21 protein-coding genes and 1 pseudogene are annotated in these 26,300 nt (G+C 63.3%); 11 read left to right on the top strand and 11 right to left on the bottom strand.

All coding sequences use genetic code 11. From position 1 onward, the window contains the following. Nucleotides 1-428: 428 nt before the first annotated feature. From QMC96_08500 to QMC96_08515, 4 genes are all read right to left on the bottom strand, one after another. The gene (locus QMC96_08500; protein MDI6876795.1) at nucleotides 429-938 is read right to left on the bottom strand and encodes a DUF2124 domain-containing protein; all 510 of its coding nucleotides are present in this window, start codon (nucleotides 936-938) and stop codon (nucleotides 429-431) included. A gap of 552 nt (nucleotides 939-1,490) precedes the next feature. Then, nucleotides 1,491-3,683 carry an elongation factor EF-2 gene (locus QMC96_08505; protein MDI6876796.1) on the bottom strand — a complete coding sequence of 731 codons (2,193 nt, stop codon included), beginning with the start codon at nucleotides 3,681-3,683 and terminating at the stop codon, nucleotides 1,491-1,493. 27 nt (nucleotides 3,684-3,710) lie between these two features. After that, nucleotides 3,711-4,328 carry a 30S ribosomal protein S7 gene (locus QMC96_08510; protein MDI6876797.1) on the bottom strand — a complete coding sequence of 206 codons (618 nt, stop codon included), beginning with the start codon at nucleotides 4,326-4,328 and terminating at the stop codon, nucleotides 3,711-3,713. A 5-nt stretch (nucleotides 4,329-4,333) separates the two neighbouring features. Further along, nucleotides 4,334-4,762: a 30S ribosomal protein S12 gene (locus QMC96_08515; protein MDI6876798.1), complete on the bottom strand. Its 429-nt coding sequence runs from the start codon at nucleotides 4,760-4,762 to the stop codon at nucleotides 4,334-4,336. 158 nt (nucleotides 4,763-4,920) lie between these two features. Between QMC96_08515 and QMC96_08520 the strand changes: the two genes are divergently transcribed. The 3 genes from QMC96_08520 (at nucleotide 4,921) to QMC96_08530 (ending at nucleotide 6,481) form a co-directional block, all read left to right on the top strand. Beyond that, nucleotides 4,921-5,334, top strand: coding sequence for a 6-carboxytetrahydropterin synthase (locus tag QMC96_08520; protein ID MDI6876799.1), 414 nt, complete (start codon nucleotides 4,921-4,923; stop codon nucleotides 5,332-5,334). Beyond that, nucleotides 5,321-5,926 (top strand): radical SAM protein, encoded by a 606-nt coding sequence (locus QMC96_08525; GenBank protein MDI6876800.1) that lies wholly within the window; start codon nucleotides 5,321-5,323, stop codon nucleotides 5,924-5,926. The genes QMC96_08520 and QMC96_08525 overlap by 14 nt, the downstream gene beginning before the upstream one ends. Before the next feature lie 315 nt (nucleotides 5,927-6,241). Further along, nucleotides 6,242-6,481, top strand: coding sequence for a hypothetical protein (locus QMC96_08530; GenBank protein ID MDI6876801.1), 240 nt, complete (start codon nucleotides 6,242-6,244; stop codon nucleotides 6,479-6,481). 442 nt (nucleotides 6,482-6,923) lie between these two features. On the opposite strand, the pseudogene QMC96_08535 reads toward QMC96_08530, so the two are convergent. Next, a pseudogene (locus QMC96_08535) lies at nucleotides 6,924-7,883 on the bottom strand (IS5 family transposase). A 378-nt stretch (nucleotides 7,884-8,261) separates the two neighbouring features. Between QMC96_08535 and QMC96_08540 the strand changes: the two are divergent. The 6 genes from QMC96_08540 to sepS all read left to right on the top strand — a co-directional run bounded on the left by QMC96_08540 (nucleotide 8,262) and on the right by sepS (nucleotide 15,188). Continuing rightward, the gene (locus QMC96_08540) at nucleotides 8,262-8,756 is read left to right on the top strand and encodes an NUDIX hydrolase (GenBank protein MDI6876802.1); all 495 of its coding nucleotides are present in this window, start codon (nucleotides 8,262-8,264) and stop codon (nucleotides 8,754-8,756) included. Beyond that, the gene (locus QMC96_08545) at nucleotides 8,716-9,615 is read left to right on the top strand and encodes an alpha/beta hydrolase (protein ID MDI6876803.1); all 900 of its coding nucleotides are present in this window, start codon (nucleotides 8,716-8,718) and stop codon (nucleotides 9,613-9,615) included. The genes QMC96_08540 and QMC96_08545 overlap by 41 nt, the downstream gene beginning before the upstream one ends. Nucleotides 9,616-9,765: 150 nt before the next feature. Next, on the top strand, nucleotides 9,766-11,049 hold the full coding sequence (gene prf1, locus QMC96_08550) for a peptide chain release factor aRF-1 (protein MDI6876804.1): 1,284 nt from the start codon (nucleotides 9,766-9,768) through the stop codon (nucleotides 11,047-11,049). Next, nucleotides 11,049-12,710 carry an arginine--tRNA ligase gene (gene argS, locus QMC96_08555; protein MDI6876805.1) on the top strand — a complete coding sequence of 554 codons (1,662 nt, stop codon included), beginning with the start codon at nucleotides 11,049-11,051 and terminating at the stop codon, nucleotides 12,708-12,710. Before prf1 ends, argS begins: the two co-directional genes overlap by 1 nt. Beyond that, complete coding sequence (gene twy1, locus QMC96_08560) at nucleotides 12,691-13,584, top strand: 4-demethylwyosine synthase TYW1 (GenBank protein ID MDI6876806.1); 894 nt, start codon at nucleotides 12,691-12,693, stop codon at nucleotides 13,582-13,584. Before argS ends, twy1 begins: the two co-directional genes overlap by 20 nt. Next, the gene (gene sepS, locus QMC96_08565) at nucleotides 13,581-15,188 is read left to right on the top strand and encodes an O-phosphoserine--tRNA ligase (protein MDI6876807.1); all 1,608 of its coding nucleotides are present in this window, start codon (nucleotides 13,581-13,583) and stop codon (nucleotides 15,186-15,188) included. Before twy1 ends, sepS begins: the two co-directional genes overlap by 4 nt. A gap of 488 nt (nucleotides 15,189-15,676) precedes the next feature. Here sepS and QMC96_08570 read toward each other — a convergent pair whose 3' ends face one another. Continuing rightward, the gene (locus QMC96_08570) at nucleotides 15,677-16,075 is read right to left on the bottom strand and encodes a hypothetical protein (protein MDI6876808.1); all 399 of its coding nucleotides are present in this window, start codon (nucleotides 16,073-16,075) and stop codon (nucleotides 15,677-15,679) included. Nucleotides 16,076-16,450: 375 nt separating this feature from the next. Here QMC96_08570 and QMC96_08575 point away from each other — a divergent pair, with 375 nt between their 5' ends. Further along, the gene (locus tag QMC96_08575; protein MDI6876809.1) at nucleotides 16,451-16,627 is read left to right on the top strand and encodes a hypothetical protein; all 177 of its coding nucleotides are present in this window, start codon (nucleotides 16,451-16,453) and stop codon (nucleotides 16,625-16,627) included. A 407-nt stretch (nucleotides 16,628-17,034) separates the two neighbouring features. Next, nucleotides 17,035-18,813, top strand: a complete 1,779-nt coding sequence (locus tag QMC96_08580) for a KUP/HAK/KT family potassium transporter (GenBank protein ID MDI6876810.1) — start codon at nucleotides 17,035-17,037, stop codon at nucleotides 18,811-18,813. Nucleotides 18,814-19,291: 478 nt separating this feature from the next. On the opposite strand, the gene QMC96_08585 is transcribed toward QMC96_08580, so the two are convergent. From QMC96_08585 to QMC96_08605, 5 genes are all read right to left on the bottom strand, one after another. Continuing rightward, nucleotides 19,292-19,831 (bottom strand): nucleoside-triphosphatase, encoded by a 540-nt coding sequence (locus QMC96_08585; protein MDI6876811.1) that lies wholly within the window; start codon nucleotides 19,829-19,831, stop codon nucleotides 19,292-19,294. Next, nucleotides 19,828-20,361, bottom strand: coding sequence for an archaemetzincin family Zn-dependent metalloprotease (locus QMC96_08590; GenBank protein ID MDI6876812.1), 534 nt, complete (start codon nucleotides 20,359-20,361; stop codon nucleotides 19,828-19,830). The genes QMC96_08585 and QMC96_08590 overlap by 4 nt, the downstream gene beginning before the upstream one ends. Before the next feature lie 66 nt (nucleotides 20,362-20,427). Continuing rightward, a complete protein-coding gene (locus tag QMC96_08595; GenBank protein MDI6876813.1) occupies nucleotides 20,428-22,959 on the bottom strand; it encodes an oligosaccharyl transferase, archaeosortase A system-associated in 2,532 nt (843 codons plus the stop codon). Nucleotides 22,960-23,960: 1,001 nt separating this feature from the next. Beyond that, entirely contained in the window at nucleotides 23,961-25,103 is a 1,143-nt protein-coding gene (locus tag QMC96_08600) for a glycosyltransferase family 4 protein (GenBank protein ID MDI6876814.1), read from the bottom strand. Beyond that, nucleotides 25,103-26,251, bottom strand: coding sequence for a glycosyltransferase (locus QMC96_08605; protein ID MDI6876815.1), 1,149 nt, complete (start codon nucleotides 26,249-26,251; stop codon nucleotides 25,103-25,105). The genes QMC96_08600 and QMC96_08605 overlap by 1 nt, the downstream gene beginning before the upstream one ends. Nucleotides 26,252-26,300: the final 49 nt, after the last annotated feature.

Consider the following 26,300-nt stretch of genomic DNA (forward strand, 5'->3'; position numbering starts at 1 on the left):
CCCCCCCCCCCCCCCCCCCCCCCCCCCCCCCCCCCCCCCCCCCCCCCCCCCCCCCGTTCCCCCACCCCCACAGGTACGATAGCCTCGAAGGGAGGGATGCGGCGGATCTCTTCGGACCCCATGATCCTTCCTCAATGCGAGCTCAAATCCAGACAATACGAGCATAAGAACCCCTTATCCTGCCGCTCCCTCTTCCCGGTCTTGCCGTATCAGGAGTGTGGTAAGGGATGTCCCCCCTATAAATATTCAAACGGAATCGCCCCGGACAAGCGCTCGGTGCAACAGGGTCTGCAGGATCGCGGAAGGATGCCCCGCTGTCGCCGCCCGCACTCCGCGAGAGGCAGAGGGCCCATTGCGTGCGATTCGGCGGAGCGGATGCGCCCGGGGGGTCCACCGCCATCGAAAAGGATGCGGAGAGAGCCCCGCTGTCAGTACCTTCCGCCCGCGATCGGGTGTTCCTCCCTCCACACGTCCACGGGGGAGATGGTGGCGTCGATGAGCAGGTCGAAGTCGAACGTCTTCAGCCAGCCCGCCTTTTCGAACATCTTCATGAAGCAGACCCCGACGAGCGAGGCCCCGTACTTGGCGATCGTGTCCGCCACCTGGTCCGCGGAGACGCCGGAGTTGGGCATGGAGAGCCCGCCCATCAGCACGATCACCCTGGGTCCCAGGGTCACGGAGTTCCGGCAGACCTGCATTCCCACGTCGGGGACCAGCTCCAGCCGGAACGCCCTATCCTCCTTCGTCAGCGGCACGAAGACCTGCTCGACGGGGAGTGCGCGGATGGCGAACCCCAGGAGCTCCACGAACGGGGTGCACGTACCCGGCACCCCGTAGTAGACGATCTGATCCCCCTCTTTGAGCCCGAGCCCCTCGATGAACGCCTTGAACGGGCGGAGGATTCCCGGTACGCTCTCAAACACCTCGTGCTTCTTCATGGTCAGTCCCTTCCGGTATTCACGCTCGATGCCTGAGCAGACACCGCTGACAGGTAATATCTGCGGAGGAGAATTTTAAAATTGCGGGAAATGGAGGGCCGGGCCGTTCTCCCCGGCAGACCGCCGCCCGTGCGCGCACAACGGCGATCGAGCGGGTACAAATGGCGACGGTTCTGCCCTGCAAATTGGCAGATGGAGGTTCAGAAATGCATTTATGGCTTATAATTATTCAATAATGCTTTAAAACCCAAAAATATAATATAGAAAAGTTTTAATAATATGATGCTGTAAAGACCTCCTAGGGACACGCCGCAGCGGACAGAGATGGCCTGGGCATGCGACGACTGTCCCTTGGCAAGTGGGGCAAATTGCCATACAGCACCTCAACCGACGCACAACCCCCTCTCAGCACGCCTCCTCCTCCACACGTACCCTCCTGAGGGGGGAAGAATATTTTTTGCGGGAAGGGCTCTCTCGATACCGGAATTTTTCCGCGGACCGGAGCGGTCCGCGCCCGAAAAGGGGGGACAGGTCGCCTTACTGCCGGTGAGATCAGGCGAGATAATCGTCCGGGCGGGGCATCTCCGCCTTCAAACCCTTGCGCTTGCGGATGCTCATCACGACATCCTTCACCAGGCTGGAGGGGACCAGCTCGAATCCGCCGAACTCCGTGCTCCACATCGCTCTCCCCTCGGTCGCCGAGCGGATGTCGCCCGCAAAGCCGAAGAGTTCGGCAACCGGCGCCTTGCCGATGACCGCGATGGAGTCCCCTTCGCTGACGATATCGAAGATCTGGCCGCGGCGCCCCTGGATCTGGGACGTCGCGTTGCCCATCTGGTCGGCGGGCACGTTGATCTGGATCTTCTGCACCGGCTCCATCAGGGAGTCGTTTGCCATCAGCATCCCCGCCTTGATCGCGGCACGCACCGCCGGGATCACCTGGGCGGGGCCGCGGTGGATCGCGTCCTCGTGCAGCTTGACGTCGACGAGGCGCACCTTGAGGTTCTGGACCGGTTCGTCGGCGAGCGGCCCGCCCGCAATCGCCTCGTGGAACCCCTCCAGTACCAGCTCCATCGTCTCGTTCAGGTACTGGATACCCTTCGTCATGTCGATGAAGATGTTCGTGCCCTGGATGTCCTTGACGCCCTTGGCCTCCTCCTTGTCCATGCCGGCCTGGATCAGGGCATTCCTCCGCTCCAGCTCCGGCATGGTCATGGACACGGCGCCGCTCTTGATCAGGTCCACGATGGCGTCCTCGAGCGGGCTGATCTCCAGGTAGAAGCGGTTGTGGCGGTTCGGGGACTTCCCCTCCACCGGGCCGGCCTTCTCCGTCACCGTCTCGCGGTAGACGACGATCGGCTCGGAGGTGACGATCTCCACGCCCTTGTCGCGCTTGATCCGCCCGGTGATGATCTCCAGGTGGAGCTCGCCCATGCCGCTGATCAGGTGCTCGCCGGTCTCCTCGTTGATCGAGACCTTCACGGTGGGATCCTCTTTGCCGACCTGGCGGAGCACCTCCACGAGCTTGGGGAGATCCTTCATGTTCTTCGCCTCGACGGCGACCGTCATGACCGGTTCGCTGTAGTGCTTGAGCGACTCAAACGGCGTCATCTCCATCAGGCTGGTGACCGTCGAGCCCACGATCGCGTCCCGCAGCCCGATAACGGCCGCGATGTTGCCGGCGGGGAGCTCCTCCACCTCGACCCGCTCCGGACCCATGAAGATGCCCACCTGCTGGATACGGTTCGCCTTGCCGGCGGTCCCCATCACGTAGAGCTCCATGCCGCGCTTCAGCCTGCCGGAGAAGAGCCTGCCCGTGGCGACCTCGCCGGCGTGGGGGTCGAAGCTGATGTCCGTCACCATCAGGGCGACGGGCCCGTTGGGGTCGCAGGCGAGCATCGCCCTGCCCTCCGGTGTCTCCTTGTCGCCGTGCCAGATCACGTGGATACGCCGTTTCTGCGCCTCGATGGGGTTCGGGAGGTGTTTGACGACCATGTCCAGGATGACTGCGTAGAGCGGGCTCTGCTTGGCGAGCCATTTCATGTCGTTCGCGCGGCACTTCTGGTAGACGTCTTTGAAGGAGACGCCGCTCTTCTTCATGAAGGGGACCGAGACCGCCCACTTGTAGAGTGCGGAGCCGAAGGCGACGGAGCCGTTCGCGGCGTCCAGCTTCCAGCCCTGGTTGTAGCGCTCCTCGTTGATCCCCTTGATCAGCTTGTTGACCTTGTCGATTACGCGACCCAGGCGGATCTGCATCTCCTGCTCGTCCACCTTGAGTTCGTTGATCAGGCGGTCGACCTTGTTGATGAAGAGCACCGGCCGCACCTGCTCCTTCAGGGCCTGGCGCAGCACAGTCTCGGTCTGGGGCATCGTGCCCTCGACGGCATCGACCACGACGACGGCGCCGTCGACCGCCCGCATCGCGCGTGTCACGTCGCCCCCGAAGTCCACGTGGCCGGGGGTATCGATCATGTTGATCAGGTACTCCTGACCCCCGTACTCGTGCACCATCGAGACGTTGCTCGCGTCGATGGTGATCCCGCGCGCCTGCTCCTCCTCGTCCGAGTCCATGAAGAGCTGCCGTCCGGCGAGCTCCTCGCTGATCATCCCCGCACCGGCGAGGAGGTTATCCGAGAGCGTGGTCTTGCCGTGATCGATATGCGCTACGATCCCGATGTTCCTGATCCGTTCGGGCTGACCCATGAGCTGGGTTACCCGATCTACCATCTTCTTTCCTCGTGCCATGCTGTAACTCCGAAAAAAGTATCCGCATTATCGGGAGGCCTTGGCGATGCGCTCCCGCTCTTCCTTCTTGGCGACCGAGTACGCCCTCGAGTCGCCGCGCGCCGCTGCAATCAATTCGTCTGCGAGGACCTCTGCGACATCCTTCTTGCTGTTCCGGGACCCGCTGTAGACCGCATCGGATATGAACCGGAGCGCCGTGTTGACCCGGCGGGTCGGCGCGGTGTCCACGGACTTGGGGACGTTGATCCCCCCGTACTTCAGGCGCACCGTCTCCTCGCGGGGTCCGGCGTTGGCGATCGCGTCCACGAGCACCTGCACCGGGTTCTTCTTGGTCCTCTGGTGGATGATCTCGAACGCGTCTTTCGTGATGCGGAGCGCCCGCTCCTTGGCGCCGGTGTTCATCTCGCTCTGCATCAGGCGGTTGATGAGACGCTCGACGATGAGCATCTCGGCTTTTGCGAACTGCTGACGGGTCAGCTTGCCCCCGGAGTGGGGGACGATCATGGACTGCAGGTTGATGTAGCGCTTGAGGCCCGGGTCCTTGATCTCGACCTCGCTCATGTCCCAGCGGTTGAAGAGCAGCCGGGGCGGACCCTGCTGCTCACCCTCTCTCCTCTCTCCGACTGCTTCGATTGCCTCTGCCATGCCGATCACCTGCGCGGCTTCTCCTTCCTCCCGATCACCAGCTCGCGGAGGCTGACGTTGTTCACGCTCGTGACGACGTAGCGGACGCCGGGAATGTCGCCCATGGAGCGTCCCAGCCGCCCGCCGATTCCGGCGATCTCGACCTCGTCGTGCTCGTCGATGAAGTTGATGGCGCCGTCACCGACCGCAAATGCCGTCACCTGGCGCCCGTTCTTGATCAGCTGGACGCGCACCGCCTTGCGGATGGCGGAGTTCGGCTGCTTGGCCTCGATGCCGATCTTCTCGAGCACGATCCCCCGCGCCTGCGGAGCGCCCTCCAGGGGATCGGCCTTCTCGTCGAGATGGAGCATGCGCCGTGCGAAGTTCTTGTTGCTCCAGCGGAACTTCTTGGAGTCCCTCTTGAGTTTCCTCGCTGCGAATTTACCCTGTCCCATATGGATAACCCTCGTTATTTTCGCAAAATGCGGACCTCTCATCGTTGCGATGCAGTGCCACGCGCGGAATGAATGTTTTGTATTGCGACAATTCTTCCGGTTGCTTATATCAATGAGACGTTCCTAATTATAATATTATACCTTGCGGAGTTTCTAGCGTGAAGACCCGGATCTACAAGGAAGTATCCTTCGACGCGACCCACCGCCTCCTCCACTACGAGGGGAAGTGCTACAACCTGCACGGGCACCGCTGGAGGGTCGAGGTCTGGATCGAGGGGGATGTCGACGAGGAGACCATGATCCTGGTCGACTATAATACGATCAAGGGGATCATCGAACGGTTCGACCACCAGGTGATCCTGAACGAGGAGGACCCGATGGTCCCCTGCATCCGGGCGTTCCAGGAGGTGGTGACCACCCCGGGGGACCCGACGAGCGAGCTCCTGGCGGGTGTCATGGTCGACCTTCTCAACCGCGAGTGCCGGTTGAACGGGAGCACCGCACAGGTGGTGCGGATCCGCGTGTGGGAGTCCCCCACCTGCTACGCCGAGATCTCCTATGCAGATCAGTGAGATATTCCGGAGCATCCAGGGCGAGGGGAGGGAGCAGGGCAGAATAACCACATTTATCCGCTCCGCCGGCTGCAACCTCCGCTGCCGCTGGTGCGACACCCGCTACGCCTGGGACGGCGGCACCGAGATGGATATACCCGGGATCCTGGAGCGGGTCGAGGCGCTGGGGTGCCGGCGGATATGCGTAACCGGCGGGGAGCCCCTGCTCCAGGACGATCTGCCGCTGCTGGTGGAAACGCTCTTTAAAGGGGGCTACGCTGTCGGGATCGAGACGAACGGCACGCTGGATTTTGCGCACCTGCAGCCGTACGCCGCGATCTGCATGGACGTGAAGTGCCCGTCCTCCGGCGAGGAGAGCGATCTCTCCCTGCTCGCGCGGATCACGGCGCGGGACAGCGTGAAGTTCGTCGTCGGCGGACGGGCGGATCTGGCGTACGCGGAGGGTGTCATCGCCCGGTACCCCATCGCGGGGGAGGTGTTCGTCTCCCCGGTCTTCGGGTCCGACTATGCGGAGATCGCGGCGTACATCCTGGAGCACGACCTGCCGGTGCGGCTCCAGCTCCAGCTGCACCGCATCATCGGGGTGCGGTAACAGGTAAAGATTACATCGTACTGCTCTGCATCCCCTATGAGATCTCAGGGATAGGACCCGCAGTCTCTCGGGATCGAACACCCATCGCCACCCATGCCGGGGAGTTCTCTCTCCTCGAGGGAGGGGCCCTCCTCTCCTACGTCCTGGAGGTGAAGACAATCCAGGGCAGTTCTCCGGACGCCCTCAAGAACCACTATCACGACCTCTTCACCACCACGAAGGCCCTGCACGCCATCGGTGGGCGGCCGGACACCATGACCTTCCTGCAAAGCCTTCCGCACCCCGAAGAACGACCTCCAGGTGCTGCCGCTCCCGGTGAAGAAGGAGTCCGCCCTGAAGGGACTATTGTTCGTGACCTTCCTCTCCCTGATCGTGCGGATGCGGCCGCTCAAACGGATGCAGGAGACCGGGCTGCTGGAGGAGTACCCCTTGGAAGGGATGCTGCGGGAACTGGCGAAGATCAAGAAGGTCCGGCTGGCCACCGGTGAGATCCTCCCCACGGAAGTATCGAAGCGGCAGCGGATGATCCTGGATGCATCGGGATTATGTGCTTAAAGATCTGGAGATCAGGTACCGAGTGTAGGGGGTGAACGTGAATTTCACTGCCCGAGAACCGCTGAATCCATATGGTCCGGCGCCCTGTAGAACCGCCCACCCAGACCGCTGGCGGTCCAAATCCTGACCGATCCACTTACCTGGAGGGCAAGAGGGAGATCGGAACTTCTGATGGAGATCCGCCCAGGTCATTGGTTGATTGTAATACTGCTCTTTGCATTCCTCTGTCAGATTGTTAAAATAATCTGGGGAGACATTCTCCAAATATTCACCGAGGGATATGTTGTTGTTCCATAATATCGCGGCCATTTCTTCGTTCACCTCGCCCATCCCCCTCGGTTGGGAGGTTCTGCGGCATACTGCAGCCACATCCACTGTTGATGATATTAGCGCTGTAATAAGCCTGAACCTTTAAACGAATACGGATGCAATGATAACGAGCTTAATTGTAAAAAGGATGTGTATTTTTGGCCCTGTAGAAACTCCCGGGGATGACAATAATGAGAGTTTTCTCAATCCACCTATCCAGATTGTAGACAAGGATCTTGACCCTGATCTCCTTGAGCGGGTGCCCGTATTTCCGCGCCTTCGGGCTCTCTCCGAACCGCCTCTTCAGGACGGAGAGTGCAGTTTCCACGAGGTTTCTCCGATGATAGAGCGTTCCATCAAAGGACCGGGCGATCTCGCGTCGATACCTCCCGTAGATCCATTTCCGCTTTCTCGCACGGACGCGGATCCGGGAGTCAGCCTGCAACTGCTCCCGGATCAGAACATGGAGATCCTCGGCATCGTATCCCTCGTCCAGGACGTAGCAGGCCGATCGCCGTAGGCGGTGACAGGACTTCAGGAGGTTCTCGGCATGGAGCACATCGTGGACCGGCTGCTGCGAGAACGTGAACCCGGTGACGATCTGCCGCTCGGTATCCACGGCAATCGATGTCCTGATGAACCGTTTCCGCGTTTTTCCCGTCCTCCCGGAACAGTAGGAACTGGCATAAGAGGTGGTGAATCCGGAGGAATCGATGGCCGTGATGGGGATGATCTCTCCCCAACGGTACACGAGGTGAAGAATCCGTTTCAGGAGGATATTCAGGGACATGGACCGGATCCGAGCCATGAACTTCGGGAGCGTGGTGAAATGCGGAACCCGGGCAAGATCCAGGTGTTCCTGAAGGGGAGTCATCAATTCCAGGATCTCCGTCATATCCCGATAATCCTCTCCGGGATATTCCTTCAACAGGAGAAGGACGGGGAGTTGATGCTGGGTGTAGGTCCTTCGGGACTACTTGCCGGAGTACAGGGGAATGCGGGAGCTCTGTACGATGGGATAGGCTGCTTCAAGAAACCTGATATCCTCGTTGGATGCCCTGAATAGTGGCTCCTTGTGGCTTATTATTGGCATATACGGATAGGGGGGCCGCTCGTACTTAAGATCTTTCGGTCGAGAGGGGATACTCTATCGTTTGTGAATGAATTCTACAGAGCCGAAAAAATCAAGGAGGTCCTCGAGAGTTATGATTCATCTCAGGCAGTCTTGATCCCCTCATGGTTCGTAGAATACATTGCCCTCGATCTTTTCTTGAGCATCTGATCCACCTGAGGATAATAGACTCCGACCGGGAATGGAAAAGTCCAGGGCTGGGACTACGACTGACCAGGTTGAGGTCTTTACCCCGGACAGCCCCATCAACTTTAGGTATCTGCAGGCACCATCCTCTTCTATGTGTGTAGAGAGCCCCTCGACTATGATGCGCTTTTTAAACATCATCGGGGTGAGATGATGGAGATATTCCGATCGAACCGGCTTTCCATCGAGAAGAACCTCTACACCCTGCCCGACGGCACGGAGAAGGAGCGGGTGGTGGTGCGCCCCGGGGACGCCGTCGCCATTCTTCCCCGGGACGGGGCGTACTGCTACCTGATCCGACAGTACCGCTTTGCCATCGACCGCTACATCCTGGAGGCGCCCGCGGGAACGATGAATGCAGGGGAGAGACCGGAGGAGACGGCCCGCCGCGAACTGATCGAAGAGACCGGGTTCAGCGCTGGAGAGCTGCTGCCGCGGGGCTGCATCTACACCACCCCGGGCTACACGACGGAGAGGATCTACCTCTTCGAGGCGCGGGATCTCGCCGCCTCCCGCGAGTTCGAGAAGGACGAGGACGAGATCATCGAGGTGGTGCCGCTGCGGATGGATGCGGTGCACGCGATGATCCGCGAGGGGGCGATCTGCGATGCCAAGACGATCTGCCTGGCATACCAGTGCCTGCGGTAAGGCGGGAGCGGTTCTGGCCGCGGTCCTCTCCCTTGCCCTGCTCGCGTTCGTCCTTCTCCCGGGTTGCACCTCCCCGTCCGACCGCCCCTCCTATCAGGTGGACGCCGGCGGCAACCTCTCGCTGCACTGCACCGCTCCGCGGGCGACCGCAACGATTCTCGCAGAGAATGCATCCTACACGCTCGAAAAGTTACGATTCTGGAATATCGACGAAGAGATCTACGCCCTTCTCGCTGTGCCGCAGAACCCGAGAGCGGCAATCGTCTTTGCCGAAGGTGCCGGGGTGAAAAAAGAGGCCCACCGCGATCGGGCCGCATGGTATGCGGAGCGCGGCATCGCCTTCCTGGTCCTGGACATCCGCGGGAACGGCGGCGAGACCGCGGGCCGCCCGCTGGACTTCGAGGACGACTACCGCCGCTACGTCCGCGGAGAGTGGCCGGAGTACTACAAGATCGTCTGCGATCTCTGTAGCGCACGGATGCTGCTCGATGAACGGTTCCAGGTTCCCGTGTATGCGATGGGCTCCAGCAACGGCGGCCGGTACGCGGCGATTGCCGCCAGCCTCGACGAACGGTTTGCCGGCTACATCGGCGTCTCCACCTCCGGGTTCGGCCTGGCCGGTACCGGCTATAGCGGGGATGCCCGCTCGTTCCTGCTGTCCGTGGATCCGGACCACGCCATCCGCCGGATCTCCCCCCGCCCGGTCCGCCTCTACCATGACCCGGCGGACTCCATCATACCCATCGATGCGGCGCTGGCAACCTACCGGTATGCGGGAGATCCGAAGACCTTCTGCAACTTCAGCGGCGGGCACGGGCTCAACCTCGAGGTGGACAATCGCATCGCGGAGTCCATCTGAGTCCGCACCGGAGGAGTTGCCCCCCTGTTTGCGGCCGTACCTGCACCCGTTTTCACAATTACGGGAGCGTATGCGGTTTGCGACCACCGATTAGTTTTATGTTCTTGCTTCTCCAGTATATATGGGAATCTTACGGAGTAAGGAGGCCAGATGGCGGAGCAGGAACCCGAAGTCGTGGAGATGGACGAAGGACGGAGGCGTTACGAGTTCAAGAAGATGCTCGAGAGGCTGGAGGCGAAGGAGGGGAGCGGGACGGAGCTGATCACCCTCTACATCCCGCCGGACAAGCAGATATCCGACGTGACCGCCCAGCTGCGGGACGAGTACGGCCAGTGCTCGAACATCAAGAGCAAACAGACCCGCACCAACGTGCAGAGCGCGCTCTCCTCCATCCTGGCGCGGCTCAAGTACTACAAACGCCCTCCGGAGCACGGCATGGCGGTCTTCTGCGGCACCATACTCCTCGGCGGGGACCGCTCGGACCTGGAGTGCACCATCATCGAGCCCCCCGAGCCCCTCAACCTCTACATGTACCGCTGCAGCTCCAAGTTCGAGCTCGAACCCCTCAAGCAGATGCTGGAGGAGAAGGCGGTCTACGGGCTGATCGTCATCGATCGCCGCGAGGCCTACATCGGGTTCCTCCGGGGGAACCGCATCGAGCCGGTCTCCGGGGTCACCTCGACGGTGCCCGGCAAGCAGCGGAAGGGCGGCCAGTCCAGCGTGCGGTTCCAGCGGCTCCGCCTGATCGCGATCAACGAGTTCTACCAGAAGGTGGGGGAGCGGGCGAGCAACATCTTCCTGGCGGAGAAGGACTTCTTCGAGCGGTTCAAGGGGGTCCTGATCGGCGGGCCGAGCCCCACGAAGGAGGAGTTCGCGGACGGCGGATACCTCCACCACGAGCTCCAGAAGCGCATTCTGGGCCTCTTCGACGTCGCCTACACGAACGAGAGCGGCCTGGCAGAGCTGGTGGACGCCGCCCAGGACGTCCTGAAGGGGATGGCGGTGGTGAAGGAGAAGGAGCTCATGAACCGCTTCCTGCAGGAACTCGTCAAAGACGACGGGAACGCCGCCTACGGGGAGGAGAGCGTGCGGAAGAACCTGGAGCTGGGAGCGGTGGACGTCGTCCTCCTCTCCTCCAAGCTCCGCAGGAGCCGGCTCTCCATCCGCTGCGCCGCCTGCGACTACGCCGAGGAGAGGACGATCCGCACCGAGCCCGGGCGGACCGCCGCGGATATCGACCTCGGCGCCTGCCCGCGCTGCACCTCGCCGCTCGCCATCGGAAAGGAGGTGGACATCGTCGAGGAGCTGACGCAGCTCGCCGACCAGAGCGGGGCGACTGTCGAGATCATCTCGGACGACTTCGAGGAGGGGGCGATCCTTCTGAACGCTTTCGGCGGGATCGCCGCGATCCTCCGCTACAGGACGGGGATGTGATGTACCGGGAGACCCGCGAACGCATCCGGCGCGCCCTCCAGCTCGCGAGCGGCGAGAAGGACGTGGGGCTCGTGGAGGGCGGGGAGCACGCCGATCTCGCCTCCACCGTGGCGTTTTGCCTGGCGAAGAAGTGGCGCCGCCCCCCGCTGCAGATCGCAGCGGAGATTGCCGCGAAGGTGTCCGAAGCGCTGAAGGGCAGCGATATCCGGGTGGAGACGGTGGGGCCGTACATCAACTTCCACTTCGGGAAGGCGTACCTGGCCGGAGCGATCCGGGCGGCGCTCTCCCCGGACTTCGGCTCGGCGCCCCGCCGCGCGGAGCGGGTGGTGATCGAGCATACGAGCGCCAACCCGAACGGCCCCCTCCACGTCGGCCACATCCGCAACTCGATCATCGGGGACACGCTCGCCCGCGCCTTCCGGAAGGCGGGATATCCTCTCGACGTCCAGTACTATGTCAACGACATGGGGAGGCAGATCGCGATCGTGGTCTGGGGCATCGAGCACGAGTCCGCCGGCGGGGACGACGGGAAGCCCGACCACCGCATCGCCCGCCTCTACATCGCTGCGAACCGATCGCTCGAGAGGGATCCGGCGCTCACCGCCGAGATCGACGCCCTCATGCAGCGCGTGGAGGCGGGCGATCCCGATACGTCCAGGCGGTTCCGCGCGGCGGTGGAGGAGTGCCTCGCGGGGATCAGAGATACCCTCGCCGCCCTCAACGTCTCCCACAACCGCTTCGTCTGGGAAGGGGATTTCGTCCGCAACGGCGACGTCGACCGCACGCTGGGGAGAATCCGCCGCCTGCCGGAGGCGCACGAGGACGACATCCTCTACCTGGATCTCTCCCGCTGCGGGTTCGAGAACCGCTACGTCCTGCGCAGGAGCGACGGGACCACCGTGTACGCCGCGCGGGATCTGGCCTACCATACCTGGAAGGGGAGGAACTTCGACCGCGTGATCGACGTGCTCGGGGCCGACCACAAGCTGATCGGCGCCCAGCTGACCTGCACCCTGCAGCTCCTGGGCGAACGGCCCCCGGAGATCGTCTACTTCGAGTTCGTCTCCCTGCCGGAGGGATCCATGAGCACCCGCGCCGGCAAGTTCGTCTCGGCGGACGAGCTGATCGAGGAGGTGAGCCGGCGGGCGCTCGAGGAGGTGACCCGCCGCCGCCCGGACCTCTCGGAGGAGGAGCGGACGCGGATCGCCCGATCCGTGGCCGTAGGGGCGATCCGCTACGATATCGTGAAGGTATCGGCCGAGAAGAGCACGGTGTTCGACTGGAAGGAGGCGCTCGACTTCGAGCGGCAGAGCGGCCCCTACATCCAGTACGCCCACGCCCGGGCCTGCAGCATCCTGGACAAGGGCGGGGAGTTCACGGAGGCGTTCACCTTCGAGAGCGAGTTCGAGGTGAAGCTGGCCCGCCACATAGCCCGTTTCCCCGCCGTGCTGGATGAGGCGGTGACCCTCCTCCGCCCGAACATCCTGGCCGCCTACACCCGCGATCTCGCCGATCTCTTCAACGCCTTCTACCGGGACAATCCGGTGCTGAAGAGCGAGGGGGAGACCCGGGCGAGCCGCCTCACCCTGGTGCGGGCGGCGCAGAACACGCTCTCGCAGGCGCTCGGGGTGCTGGGGATCGATGCGCTCCGCTCCATGTGATCCGCTGCGGCGGCAGGGCTACCAGTTCCTCTCCCCCGGCTCGTCCGCTGCGGTCAAACCCTGCCTCTGGTGCAAGCGCGCCCTGAAAGGCGGGGACTTCTGCTACAAACACCAGTTCTACGGCATCGAGAGCCACCGCTGCATCCAGATGACGCCGACGCTCCGCTGCACGCAGCGGTGCCTCTTCTGCTGGCGCTCCTTCGAGCACGAGCCGCAGGAGGAGGTGGAGTGCCCGCCGCAGGCGATCGCGGACGGGGTGGTGCACCTCCAGCGGCGCGCCCTCTCGGGCTACAAACCCTCCCCCTACGTCACGGAGGAGCGGTTCCGCCAGGCGATGGAGCCCCGCCACGTGGCCATATCGCTGGCGGGGGAGCCCACCTGCTACTCCCGGCTGCCGGAGCTCGTCGACCTCTTCAACGCGCGGGGGTATACGACGTTCCTGGTCTCGAACGGCACCCGACCGCAGGTGCTGGCCGAGTGCAGACCGTTCCAGCTCTACGTCTCCCTGGACGCTCCCGACCGGGAGACCTACCTGCGGCTCTGCCGTCCGCGGGAGGACTGCTGGGACGCGGTGCAGGAGAGCCTCGGGCTGCTCTCCGGCCGCCGCTCGGCGGTTCGCATCACCCTGGTGCGGGGCTGGAACGACCGCCTGCCGGAGCGGTATGCGGCGATGCTGGATGAATCGGGCCCGACATACGCGGAAGTGAAAGGATATATGTATCTCGGATCCAGTAGAAATCGTCTGAACAGGGATACCATGCCGGATCACCACCATGTGCGTGCCTTCGCGGACGCGATCGCCGAGCACTCGGAGTACCAGGTGCAGGACGAGAACCCTCTCTCCCGGGTCGTCCTGATGGGGCGGTCGCGATGAGATTCGACGTGAACGCCTGGCGGAGCCGCTCGAGGGACAACTTCGAGGCGGCCTGGCACGAGGGCCCCTCGGTGATGACTCCGCCCGCCATGAACGAGCGCTACCCCCGCCGGAAGTACCGCCGCGGGATCGAGCACCCCGTCTTCGGGACGGTGCGGCGCCTGCGGGAGTGCTACCTCTCGATGGGGTTCGACGAGGCGGCGAATCCCGTCATGGTCGAGGAGCAGGACGTCTACCGCCAGTTCGGCCCGGAGGCGATGGCGGTGCTCGACCGGGTCTTCTACCTGGGCGGCCTGCCCCGCCCCAACGTCGGGATCTCGCGCGCCAGGCTGGATAGGATCGAGGCCATCCTGGAGCGGAAGGTCGGGGAGAGCGCCGAGAACGCGCTCCGCGAGACTCTGCATGCCTACAAGAAGGCGGAGATCGACGGGGACGATCTGGTCCATGCGATCGCGGGTGTCCTCGCGTCGGACGACGCCACCGTCGTGCGCATCCTGGACGAGGTCTTCCCCGAGTTCCGCGAGCTCGCGCCCGAACCTTCCCGCATGACGCTGCGCAGCCACATGACGAGCGGCTGGTTCATCACGCTCGGGCAGATCTGGGAGCGCCAGCCGCACCCGATCCGCCTCTTCTCGGTGGACCGCTGCTTCCGGCGGGAGCAGCAGGAGGGTCCGACCCGCCTCATGACCTACCACTCCGCCTCCTGCGTGGTCGCGGGGGAGGATGTGACGAACGAGGAGGGGAAAGCGGTCTCCGAGGCGCTCCTCTCGGCGTTCGGGTTCACCGGCTTCCGCTTCCGCCCCGACGAGAAGCGCTCCAAGTACTACATGCCGGACACCCAGACCGAGGTGTACGCACGCCACCCCGCCCTGGACTGGGTGGAGGTGGCGACGTTCGGGATGTACTCCCCCTCCGCGCTCGCGGAGTACGGCATCGGTGTCCCCGTGATGAACCTCGGTCTCGGGGTGGAGCGGCTCGCCATGATCATCCACGGCGCGAACGATATGCGGAAGCTCTCCTACCCCCAGTTCTTCCCGCCGGAACTCTCCGACCGCGATCTCGCCGAGGCGGTGCGGCTCCGCGAGGAGCCGCGGACGATCCCGGGGCGGGAACTCGCCGCCGCGATCGCGGCGGCGGCCGCCGCCCACGGTGCCGAACCGGGGCCCTGCAGCATCTCCGCCTGGAGCGGCATCCTGGGGGACCATCAGGTCGAGGTCTTCGTGGAGGAGCCGGAGTCCAACGCGAAGCTCTGCGGGCCGGCATGCCAGAACGAGATCTTCGTGCACCAGGGGAGCATCCTCGGTGTACCGGACACCGAGAAGTGGGCTGCCGTGCGGCGGGAGGGGACGCCGACGGGCATCACCTACCTGGACGCGGTGGCGTGGCTCGCCGCCGCCCGCATCGAGGCGATGGCCCGCTGCGGGGCGTCCACGACGGTGCAGGTGAAGATGGCCCGCACGCCGGCGGACATCAACCTGCTCGTCGCCGAGCACGCGGTGCGGTTCATCACCGACCACAAGAAGAAGATCGACGTGCGGGGCCCTGTCTTCCTGACGGTCCGCTCCAGCGTGCAGGACCTGGAGGTCGAGACCCGAGGAGCCTGAATTTTTTATCCTTGTTCAAGGATGCCTGCCCTCTTTCACGTCCATTGTACGGGCGACCGACAGCGCATCGGGGTATGAACTGCTCCGGTATCGCCGGAGCGGTCCATGGGCTGGACTTGAAACCCGGTGGGGGACTGCACGCATCTCCCGGGCGGGGCACTCATGGGAGGCATGGATTTTCCCGGGGCGACCATCGGGCCATTGCGCGAGAGCGGCGGAACCGCCGGGATACCCTGCCTCCTCCTGACGGTTCGCAGCCATGAGGCGTGGAGGGGGGCCAGCCCTCCCAGCGTGTTCTGGACCGGGCGGGAACGGGAAGTCGGGCCGGGCAGGCCTTTTCGGCCCCGGTCGAGATCCCTTCAATATTCCCGACAGAGCCCTATCGCAAGCGGGGTCGGGGAATAGGTGTAGTGCAAAGTGACATCATAACCTTATGACAATTAAATATCAAAGAAAAAAGGTGATCTTTAGTATAAGCAAAATAGAGATTATTCTTTCTTTTTTGGTCTGTGTTTTGCAGATCCTTCCTTTATATCCTCATGGATGGTTTTATAAAAAATCCCGTGCTCGTCCAATCCCTCAACTTTATGAGTAACCTTTGTTACATCTGGATCTCTTCTATCTACATTAATTGTAGTTTTTACAGGTCTTCCTGTCTTCTCAGATTTACTGCTTTTTGTTCGTTCTTCCTGTTTAACAAATCCTGAGGGATCTATGACTTTTGAAGATACATCTACAGAGAGGTGTAATTGGGCTTCAATAGTTGAGAAATGATTCTTTGTTCTTGATCCACAATCAGGGCAGGATGTCTTTGGGTTAACTTTAATCTCTTCTGATAAATCCCGCCCACATTCCGCGCATTTTACAGCATAAGATTCTGATGACATGTTATCCTTCTTATGCGTTGTTTATCGTAAAAATTAGTAATGTGAGGGTCTATCAATTGCATAGACCTTTAAGAGGAATAATCCAGCAATAATTAGCACAACCATAAACAAGCCGACTAGAAGTGAGTTCCCCAGTTGCGAAAAAAAGCCCCTAATTCGGAAAGAGGGGGCGGCATATTTAAAAATAAACCACATACTTCAAAAACCTTGTACTTGAATCGTTTGAGGTTAATGATTCCAAAATCTTCCCTCCTGATTACTTCTTTAAAAGTTAAATCTTCTCCCGCAGTGTGGGGGCGAAAGTGATTTTTTAGCTTCCCGCGCTGGCCAAAAAGGACACGATGTCATTTTACATCACATCCAACCCCCCCCTTGGTGCGATTCGCCCGGCCCGGCGGGCACGAGGCCGATGCGAAGGAGATCCTGGCCGAGACGGTCTACTCCGGCATCCCCGAATGGACTGGCATCGGATGCAGGAGCGGAGGCATTCCGGGAAGAGATCCCCTGCCCCCCAGCGGTAGCGATAGGACCTGTGCAGGGAAACAGGGGTAGGCGATCGATCCACGCGGTCTCTTCGGCGTGCATGCGGGAGGCGGTCGCATTCCAAGCCTCAATCGCATCGCCGGAACGGGACGGGCCTGGGCGCAAATGGCGAGGGCTTGTACGGGGATCCCCCGTCGTGCGATACACCCGGGCCTCGCCCCACAATTCTCCGTCGTCTGTTCGCAGCAGGGCCGGGGGCGGCACGGCCGGAACGGCCCTTCCGCCTCCCGGTGCGGGCTCTGCGAGGGGGCGCCAATAAGCGGATCCTTTATAAATCCTCGATAGAGGCCGATTTTCGATACGTTTTATACCATCGACAACGCCTTTTCTATTGATGCCTTCCCGGATTTTTGCGGCGTTGAAGGTGGACTGTAGCAATGCCCGCTAATTCCCCCTGGCGGGGTGTACTGAAATCGATGGGCCTCGTCTTCGGGGACATCGGCACGAGCCCCATCTACACGCTGGCCGTGATCTTCCTGCTGCTGGAGCCCACGCCCTCGAACGTGATGGGCATCCTCTCCCTTCTCATCTGGACGCTGATCGTGCTGATCACGGTCGAATACACCTGGCTGGCGATGAGCCTGGGGATGAAGGGCGAGGGCGGGACGATCGTGCTCCGCGAACTGCTGCTCTCCCACCTCAAGTCCCGCACGGCGATCGCCATCGTCTCTTCGATGAGCATCATCGGCGTCGCGCTCCTGATCGGCGACGGGGTGATCACGCCGGCGATCAGCATCCTCTCGGCGGTGGAGGGGATCGTGCTGATCCCGGGCTTCGAGACCACCGGCGAGACGATGCTCATCCTGATCGCCGCCATCATCGCGATCGCCCTCTTCTCCATCCAGCGGAGCGGCACCGAACGGGTGGCCTGGACGTTCGGCCCCATCGTGGCGGTCTGGTTCCTGGCGCTCGCCGTCTCGGGCGTGATCGCGATCCTGCAGGCGCCTGCGGTGATCCTGGCCATCAACCCCTACTACGCCATCCAGTTCCTGCTGAATGGCGGCTGGCCGGCGTTTTTCATTCTTTCCGCCGTCATCCTGGTCGCGACGGGGGGCGAGGCCCTCTACGCGGACATGGGACACCTGGGGCGGGCTCCGATCGTCCGCGCCTGGTACCTGGTCTTCTTCGCCCTGGTCCTGAACTACCTGGGGCAGGGGGCGTTCCTGCTCGCACATCCCGATGTCCACCTCGTCCTCTTCGAGATGATCTACAGCATCTCCCCCCTGATCTACGTGCCGTTCCTGATCCTCTCCATTGCCGCGACCGTGATCGCCTCGCAGGCGATGATCAGCGGCATCTTCTCCATCGTCTACCAGGGCATCACCACCCGCATGCTGCCCATGCTCAAGATCGACTACTTGTCCGCCGAACTCCGCTCCCAGATCTACATCGACTCGGTGAACTGGCTTCTCCTCTTCTCGGTGCTGATCGTCATGTTCCAGTTCCGCTCCTCGGCCAGCCTGGCCGCCGCCTACGGCCTGGCCGTCACGGGGACGATGACGATCACCGGCATCATGCTCACCTGCATCTTCTTCCTGCGGCGGCAGATCGTCCTCGGGCTCGTGGGCATCGGGGTGACCCTGGTGGACCTCGGCTTCTTCCTGGCCGCCACCTCCAAGATCCCGACGGGTGCGTACTTCGCCCTCATCATCGCCACGGTGCCCCTCGGGATCATCCTGATCTACCTCGCCGGTCAGAAGAGGATCTTCCGGGCGCTCCGCCCCATGGAACTGCCGCGGTTCCTGGAAACCTACTGCAAACTCTACCGCGACCCGGACGTCCCGAAGATCCGGGGCACCGCGCTCTTCTTCGCACGGAACACCCAGCAGCTGCCGCCCTACATCCCGCTGACGATGTTCACGAACAACATCATCTACGAGGACAACATCATCATCTCCGTCCGCATCCTGGACAATCCCTTCGGCCTGAAGAGCGGCTTTAGAGAGATCCTGGCCCCCGGGCTCCGCGTCTTCGAGATCCAGATAGGCTACATGGAAGTGGCGGAGATCATGCAGATACTGCACAAAGCGGGGATCCAGGAGAAGACCATCTTCTACGGGCTCGAGGATATCGTCACGAACAACCTGGTCTGGAAGATCTTCTCGGCCATCAAGCGGCTGACGCCCTCCTTCGTCCAGTTCTACAAGCTGCCGGCCGACAAGATCCATGGCGTGGTCACGCGGGTGGAGATGTGAGCGGGACGGGGAGACGCCTCCGGGTTCACGGAGGGCCGGACCCTGAGTCCGATACGCGGAGCTGAAGCCACCATCTCGCCTGCAACCCGATTCCGCCGATACGGTTGGCCTGATATCCGGGAGCAGCGGCGCAAGAGACCCGGTGGCAGGCAGGAACCCTTCTGATTGCGGTTCTGGATGAAAACCATTTCACACGGGGAGTGTGGAAATGCGGTCACGCACAGATGCCATACTCTGCAGGGTATCGCAACGATCGGGGGAGAGGGGTGCGCCCCCCACCAGGTGCGACAGGACCTGGTGGGCGGACCGGGGATCGGATGCATCTTGCAGCCGGGGATCCGACGTGAACTGCTCCGCTCCTGGCGTTGCAGGAGAGGTGTGGGATTTCCCTCTTCAACGCCCTGTGGTCGAACGTCGGAGATCTGTCGCGAAGGGGTTGTGCAAGGGCGGGCTCGCGGTTTCCCTCGCGATCGCAGCCCTATGCCGGGGGCTCGCCCAGCAGCGCGACGGCATCCGCGCGGATCTCGGCGAGGAGACGGCTGCGGTTCTCCCGGGTCATCTCATAGATGCGGACGTCGGGGCGCTGCTTGATCCCGTCGATGAAGCGGTCCCCGCGGTACGCCGCCGTCGCGATGCAGACGGGCGGCGCGTCGAGCACCTTCTCGACGGTCCGCCGGAACACCCAGGAGAGGATCTCCATCGGTCCGATCTCGTCGATGACGATCACCCGCACGTCCGGGTCGGAGAGGGGTATGCCGCCGACGAACTGCTCCAGCGCCAGGGTGTCCACCCGGTACTTCCCGACGTGGTAGCGGCTCTCGAGATCGGTATGGGCGAGGAGACCTCTCTCCCCCGAGAGGCTCACCAGCTCGAACCCCTTCCGCATCCCCCCTTCCCGGATCTCCTCGGTGTAGAACCCGATCGGGCGCCAGGGGCGCAGCTCCCCGGCGAGCCTGCGGATGAGTGTGGTCTTGCCGATGCCGGGCCTCCCCGTGACGAGCAGGTTCTTCCTCCTCATCGGATGACCCCCAGCCGCACCAGGCGCTTCCGATCCTCCTCGCAGAACTCCGCCCCCTTGCGGTCGGTATCCGCGATGGTGTTGGAGAAGTACATCACGCAGTGCAGATCCGGAGAGTGGGGGAGGCCGTAGGTGTGCCCGAGTTCGTGGACCGCCTCTGTGAGGGCTCTCCTGTGGAAGAGATCGCGGTCCTCCGCGCGGCCGTAGAAGGACTGGCGCAGGCGGTGGAGGGAGAAGAGCGCCGTTCTGCGGGCGGCGAGCCCGAACACGAAGTTGAGATCCGGCACGTACAGGTCGACGTCCGCGACCGCGAGGGTGCGGTCCAGGTCCGCGGCAGGGCTCCTCTCCGCTGCCGCGTTCAGGAGGATCCCGGCCGCGTACTGCCCTCTCCGGGGATCGAAGGCGCCGTCCGGGAGGGGGACGGGCGTTCCGATCGTCACCTCCTGGCCGAATCTCCTGCCCAGCTCCGCCTGCAGCATGCGGAGAACGCCGGGATCGACGGATCCGATCGGCACGATCCGGATAGCCACGTCTCCTCTCCTGCCGCCCCGTTACTTATACCTTTCCCGAATCGCTCCCCCGCGACCCGCTGCCGTCTAACCGGCGGCCTCCCCGCGCTGCACCTGCTCCTCGCTGACGTCGAACTCCCGATCCGTGCCGATGATCCGGTATCTGCCGTCCGCCTTCACGGGGTAGGGGTTGCCCAGCGTCGAGTAGGGGAGGACGAACTCACCGTTGCGGCTCTCCTGGCGGTAGGTGAAGGTCCGCCCCGCGGGGGTGGTGAGGTTGAGCTCCACGATCCCTTCCCCGGCGACGCGGGCGCCGGGCACGTACTCGAACACCTTCACCGCGGGCCCGCCGTCCGACGAAGACTCGTGAACCAGGCGGAAGTGCGCGAGTGCCGGAATCTCCGAGAGAGGTTTCACGAGCGAACTGCTGCGCACGGCCGCATGGTAGCCGGCGGGCGCATGGTCGTTGTAGCGCCGGGCCGCCTCTTCCGCTTCGCGCAGGGGCATGGAGGCGGATCGGACGATGACGGGGCGGTTCTCCGCCATCCCGTACTCGATGTAGAGGGCATCGGCGGGCTCCGCCATCGATCCGTCGAAGTTGTGGAGACGGGCGACCATGGTGGCGTAGTAGCGCTCCGTCCCGAGCGATGTCACCCTGTACGAGCCCGAGGGATCCTGCACCAGGAACTCCTGGACGTAGGGGGACATCCCGGCCGAGGGGTTGTACCAGGCGGCGATGGAGGCGAACCGCAGAGGGTTCGCCATCGACGTATCGGTGATCACGTACTTCGAGCCCAGGCGGTGCAGCACCTCCTCCGCCCGATCCTCGGATTCGGCCATGAGAAATCCGGCCACGCCCGACGGTCCTGCGGCGTTGTCCTGGAACGGATTCGTGTTGGGCATCCGCCGTGCGAGGAAGGTGATCCAGTGGCCGTAGTCCCACCAGGAGAGGATGCCGTAGGACCCTTCGGGATAGCGGAACGCGTCGCGGTCGTAGAGAGCGAGGTACTCGACGCCGGGGTCGGGTGTATGGTTCTGCACCCAGACGAGCGTCTCGTACCAGGGTTCGCTGATGGAGGTGGTGTGGGCGCGCGTCGCGCTCTGGAAGTCGTACTGGACGGCGTGCGCGCAGAAGAGGGCGAGCAGGACGATGGCGCCGCCCATCGCCAGCGCCTTTCCGGGGTCCGCTCTGCGGCTCGAAGATGGGTGAGCCTTTCTGCGCTTCTCCTTCCGATCCTTCGGTGCGGGATTCCGGGCCGCATCCTCCGCCCTGCGGGAGACGAGAATGTGCAGGTCCTCCCAGCAGTGCCTGGCGACCCCGCCCACCAGAACGGCCGAGAGGAGGGCGACGTTCACGCTCAGGTAGTACTCGTACCGCCAGTGCGCCCAGGTCGCGAGGAGGATCAGGAGCGACCAGACGATGACGAACAGCCCTTCTGCGCGCCGCTCCCTGTAGACCCGGACCGCGAGGAGCCCGAGCCCCCCCGCCATGAGGATCAGCCCCGTCTGGAAGCTGAACCACGCCTGCCCGATCGTCCACGGGCGCGCCTCGACGATGGTCAGGACCTCTGCCGTCGAGCTGAAGAAGGCGCCGCCGCCGGCAGCGAACGCCTCGAACACCGCGGGGGCGGCAAGAGCGATGACACCGGCGCCCGCCGCGCCGATGCCCCCCAGGGCGAGGATGTAGTGGACCGCCCGCCCCCGGAAATACCGCGAGAGGAGCACGACCGCAGCGGTTCCCAGGATGAGGAGCATATAGGCGATCGGGTGCCCCAGCGAGTACCGGGAGAGGGACAGCCCGTCGTGCGGGGTGCCGAAGGCGAGCAGCCCGGCGATCCCGATCCCGAACGCGATCCCGTTCAGCAGGAGGAGGTAGCCGCTGGATCGGCGGGAAGCCGCATCCATCGCGCCCTGGACGGGGGTGTACAGCATCACCAGCAGCCCGAAGAGGATCATGGTGGGCATGGTGAGGAGCCCGAGGAGGTAGAGGACACCGGTCGCCGCGGCGAGGAGCGCCGGCGTCCGCAGGGTCTCCACCCGCCGGAAGTCCACGGGGGACTGACGGGAGCAGCGCAGGGCCGCGATGTAGCCCAGACAGAACAGCGTCGAGAAGAACACCTCGGCGACGTGGTGATCCACGTAGCCGAACAGCGACTTGTAGAAGAACTGGCCGGGGACGATGGCGACCAGGGCGGCGGCGAGGAGACCGGTCTTCCCGTCGGCGAGGCTCTTCCCGAGAAGGTACATCGCCGGCACCAGGAGCGCGGCAAGAAGGGGGGGGATCCAGGAGGCGACCATCATGATCTCCGCCCGCGTGGCGGCGCCGCAGATCAGGCAGGCGGTGGCGGCGACGAAGGGGAAGAGCGGGCCCCAGTCCACCACTTTGCCGGAGGGATAGGCGGTCAGGGGATCGTACCAGGTGTAGCCGGGATAGTTCGCCACCACGATCTCGATCTGGCGGAGGGTGTACCAGGGATCGTTCTCGTACACCGCCACGCCCCAGGCGTGAACGATCGCGGGCATCGGGATGAGGCGGATGCCTGCGGAGACGGCAAAAAAGAGCAGAATGAGACCAATTATGACGTACTTCCTGTTTTTATCGAAAAATTCTCTATCCATACCTCAGAATGAACAATGTGAATCGGATGTGATAAACTGATTGATTTTTTTGCTTTGTTAGGATCCCTGGGCGGGGAGGAGGATCTCTGTTCGGGACGGGGTCGTCTTGCCCGGGAGGATTTCCCCCCTTCTTGCGATTCTGCCCGGTCCGAAAAGCCCTTCTCCGACGACGCGGGATGCAGCTGCGAGGAACGGTCAGGCATGCTGGCGATCTGGAACAGGAGGGCCAATGCATGAAAATACAGCCGCGGGATTCGAATGCCGTCGCCCTGCAGGAAATCCCGAGCACGTTGCGATAAGTGGGAAAGCCCGCCCTTTACGATCCGGTATTCCCACGAGCGATAAGGCTGCATCGGGATTTGGTGGGAGCGGATTGCTGACTCCCTCCTCTCAAGAACTGCAGGGTGATGGATTTCATACCGGGCATCGATTCCACAGAAGGCTTGAGCATGGCGATATTCTCCTTCTCCCGGCTATTGCGTTTGGAGATAGAGCGCGGTGTAGATATCGCAGACTCTCCCTCCCGTCTCTCGTGCTGCAGGGGGGGAATTGATGAATCCCCTCTTTCCGTTCGATAGTCCCGTGCATGGGGGTTAAGAGGGGAATACAGTCTGGCGATGCCGGACAGTCGGACTGAAATGGAACAGGGGGGGAGGTCATCTCCCCGGGGCCGGGAAGAAGGAGACCTCGAGGGGGTCCGGGGTGAGGCCCTATCGTACGGCAGGGGTGGGGGCGCGCCCCCTCAAGGTGCGATAGGCCTGGATTGGAGGGAGCCCGATATGGATGTTCCCCGGGTCCGAGCTCGGAATGCGCTGGCTTGGCATCTTGGAGTGTGTACCTGTCATGCGGGCAGGAATTGGTTGCCCCTCCCGCCACCTTGGTGCGATTGGGCCTGTTGGGAGAACAGGTGTCGGATCGTGGTTCTTTGCCATCGGACTTCGATCCCGCCCGCCCCCCTTCGCCCGGGACCGGCCGGATTCCCGCATAGAGAGGTGCAGGGACTATCGGTTCAGGTCCGCTGCGGCGATCCCGTTGTACACGGACTCCAGCTTCCCGACGATTGCGTCCCAGTCGTACTTCTGCGCCGTCTCCCGGCACGCTGCCCGGACGGCCGCGGGGGCATCCAGCGCCATGCGGATCTTCTCGCCCAGATCCTCCGGAGAGAGCGAGGAGAGCAGCCCGTTCCGTCCGTCGACGAGCATCCGCGCCGCATTCTGCGGATGATCGACCGTGACCACCGGAAGACCGCACGCCATCGCCTCCAGCGCGGACATGCCGAACCCCTCCCGCGTGGAGGGGAGCACGAAGACCTTCGAGGCCTTCATCGCCCCCATCACCGCGTCCGAACTGTCCAGGAAACCGCTGAAGCTGACGGATCCCGAGAGCCCCAGATCGCGGGAGAGCCGGATCAGGCGCTCCCTCTCCGGTCCGTCCCCCACGATCGCGCAGCGGATGTCCGGCAGCGCCTCGCGGAGGATGGCGAGGGCCTGCAGGAGCAGATCGACGTGCTTCTCCGGGATGAGCCTCCCCACGAAGATCACGTCCGAGGGGGAGTCGGCGGCGGGGATCCCCTGGATGCGGCGTACGTCGATGCCGTTGGGCACGACCTCGATCTTCCGCCGCACCCCCAGATCGTAGAGGTCCCACTGCGTCGCGGGGGAGACCGCGATGTGGTGCGTCGAGAGCGACGCCACCCACGACTCTATCCACCTTCCCAGGAAGCCCTTCCAGCCGAGGTACTCGTGCCAGTAGTCGCCCCAGACCTCGTGCCAGGTGATGACGAAGGGCGTCGCCCTGAGGAACGAGTGCGCCTTGACCGGAAAACTGGAGAAGTAGGGGAACGCCTGGCAGTCGACCAGGTCGAACCGATCGGAGAGCAGGGGTGGAAGGAGATGCGATCCGAAGAAGATCGCCCCGGAGATCGACCGCTTTCCCCGCGTGTAGAGGGGGCGCGGGGGGCAGACACCGTGCAGGCTCACACCTTCCCGCTCGATCCGCCGCGCCCCCTTCCAGTACTTCATTCCGTAGACGTGCACCTCGTGGCCCCGCTCCGCCAGCCGCCGAGAGACCTCCCAGATCCTCCGCTCGACGCCCCCCTTGACGTAGGGGTAGACGCAGTCGTAGACGTAGGCGATCTTCATCATCAGGGGTTCTCACGGTCGTTCAGCAGCATCATGCTCTGGAGCACGGCGAAGAAGAGCACCTGCACCCCGGAGAGGATCAGCACGAGGGCGATGATGGCGTTTGCCACCTCGTCGAGCGGGCCGAACCCCAGGGCAACCCAATGCTGCACGATGAGCATTCCGATGGCGATACCGGCGAGCATGAGGGCGGCGCTCAGGACCAGCAGCCATTCCAGGCTGTAGTAGTCCATGAACCGGGAAGCGAGGCGGCTCCGGTCCCCGTAGCCGTGGACGATCGAGTAGACCTTGATGTTGATGCCCATCAGGAGGGCCTGAAGTCCGCCCACGAGTGCGATCACGCCGAGGATGAAGGAGTGCAGGTGATGACTCTCCGCCTCTCCGCCCAGGTAGAACCGCAGCATGAGCAGCAGCCCGGCGAGGGCGAAGACCGCGCCCGGACCGGCCAGGAACGGGAGGGGGCGGTAGAGGAGGAGGAACCGCAGGTGCCTCCAGCCGTCCGTGAAGCTGCGCAGCTTGGAGGGCGTCCTGCGGGGGTAGTAGGCGATGGGAACCTCTGTTATGCGGATGCCCGCCCGCGCCGCCTCGATCAGCATCTCCGACGCGAACTCCATGCCGCCGGTCTTCAGGGGAAGCCGGTCCAGGGCGTCCTTTCGGATTGCGCGGAATCCCGTATGCACGTCGGTGAACTGTGTGCCGAACATCGCGTTCACCAGCCATACGAAGAGCGGATTCCCCACGTAGCGGTGGAGCGGGCGCATGGCCCCCGCCTTGATCTCGCCCGAGAATCGGGAGCCCAGCACGAGATCGTAGCCGTTGCGCAGCGGCTCGAGCAGCCGGGGGATCTCCAGGAAGTCGTAGGTGTTGTCGGCATCCCCGATCACGACGAAGCGCCCCCTCACCGCGCGGAACGCCTCCAGATAGGCGTTGCCGTAACCCCGCCTGTCCATGCGGACGATCCGTGCGCCCATGGCAGCGGCGATCTCGGTCGTGCGATCGCTGGAGGAGTCGGAGACGACGATCTCGCCGTCGATGCCGTTGTCCCGGAAGACCCGCCGGATCTTTCCGATGCACTCGCCGATCGTCTCCTCTTCGTTGAGGGCCGGCAGTACAACAGACACCTCCGGGCTGTCACGGGCGCTGTCGGGCATCTTCGAACTCTCCCGCAAACGGGGCTGCTGCAGGCGGAACTGTCCAGTA

Source organism: Methanomicrobiales archaeon (genome assembly GCA_030019205.1).
Lineage (GTDB): Archaea > Halobacteriota > Methanomicrobia > Methanomicrobiales > JACTUA01 > JASEFH01.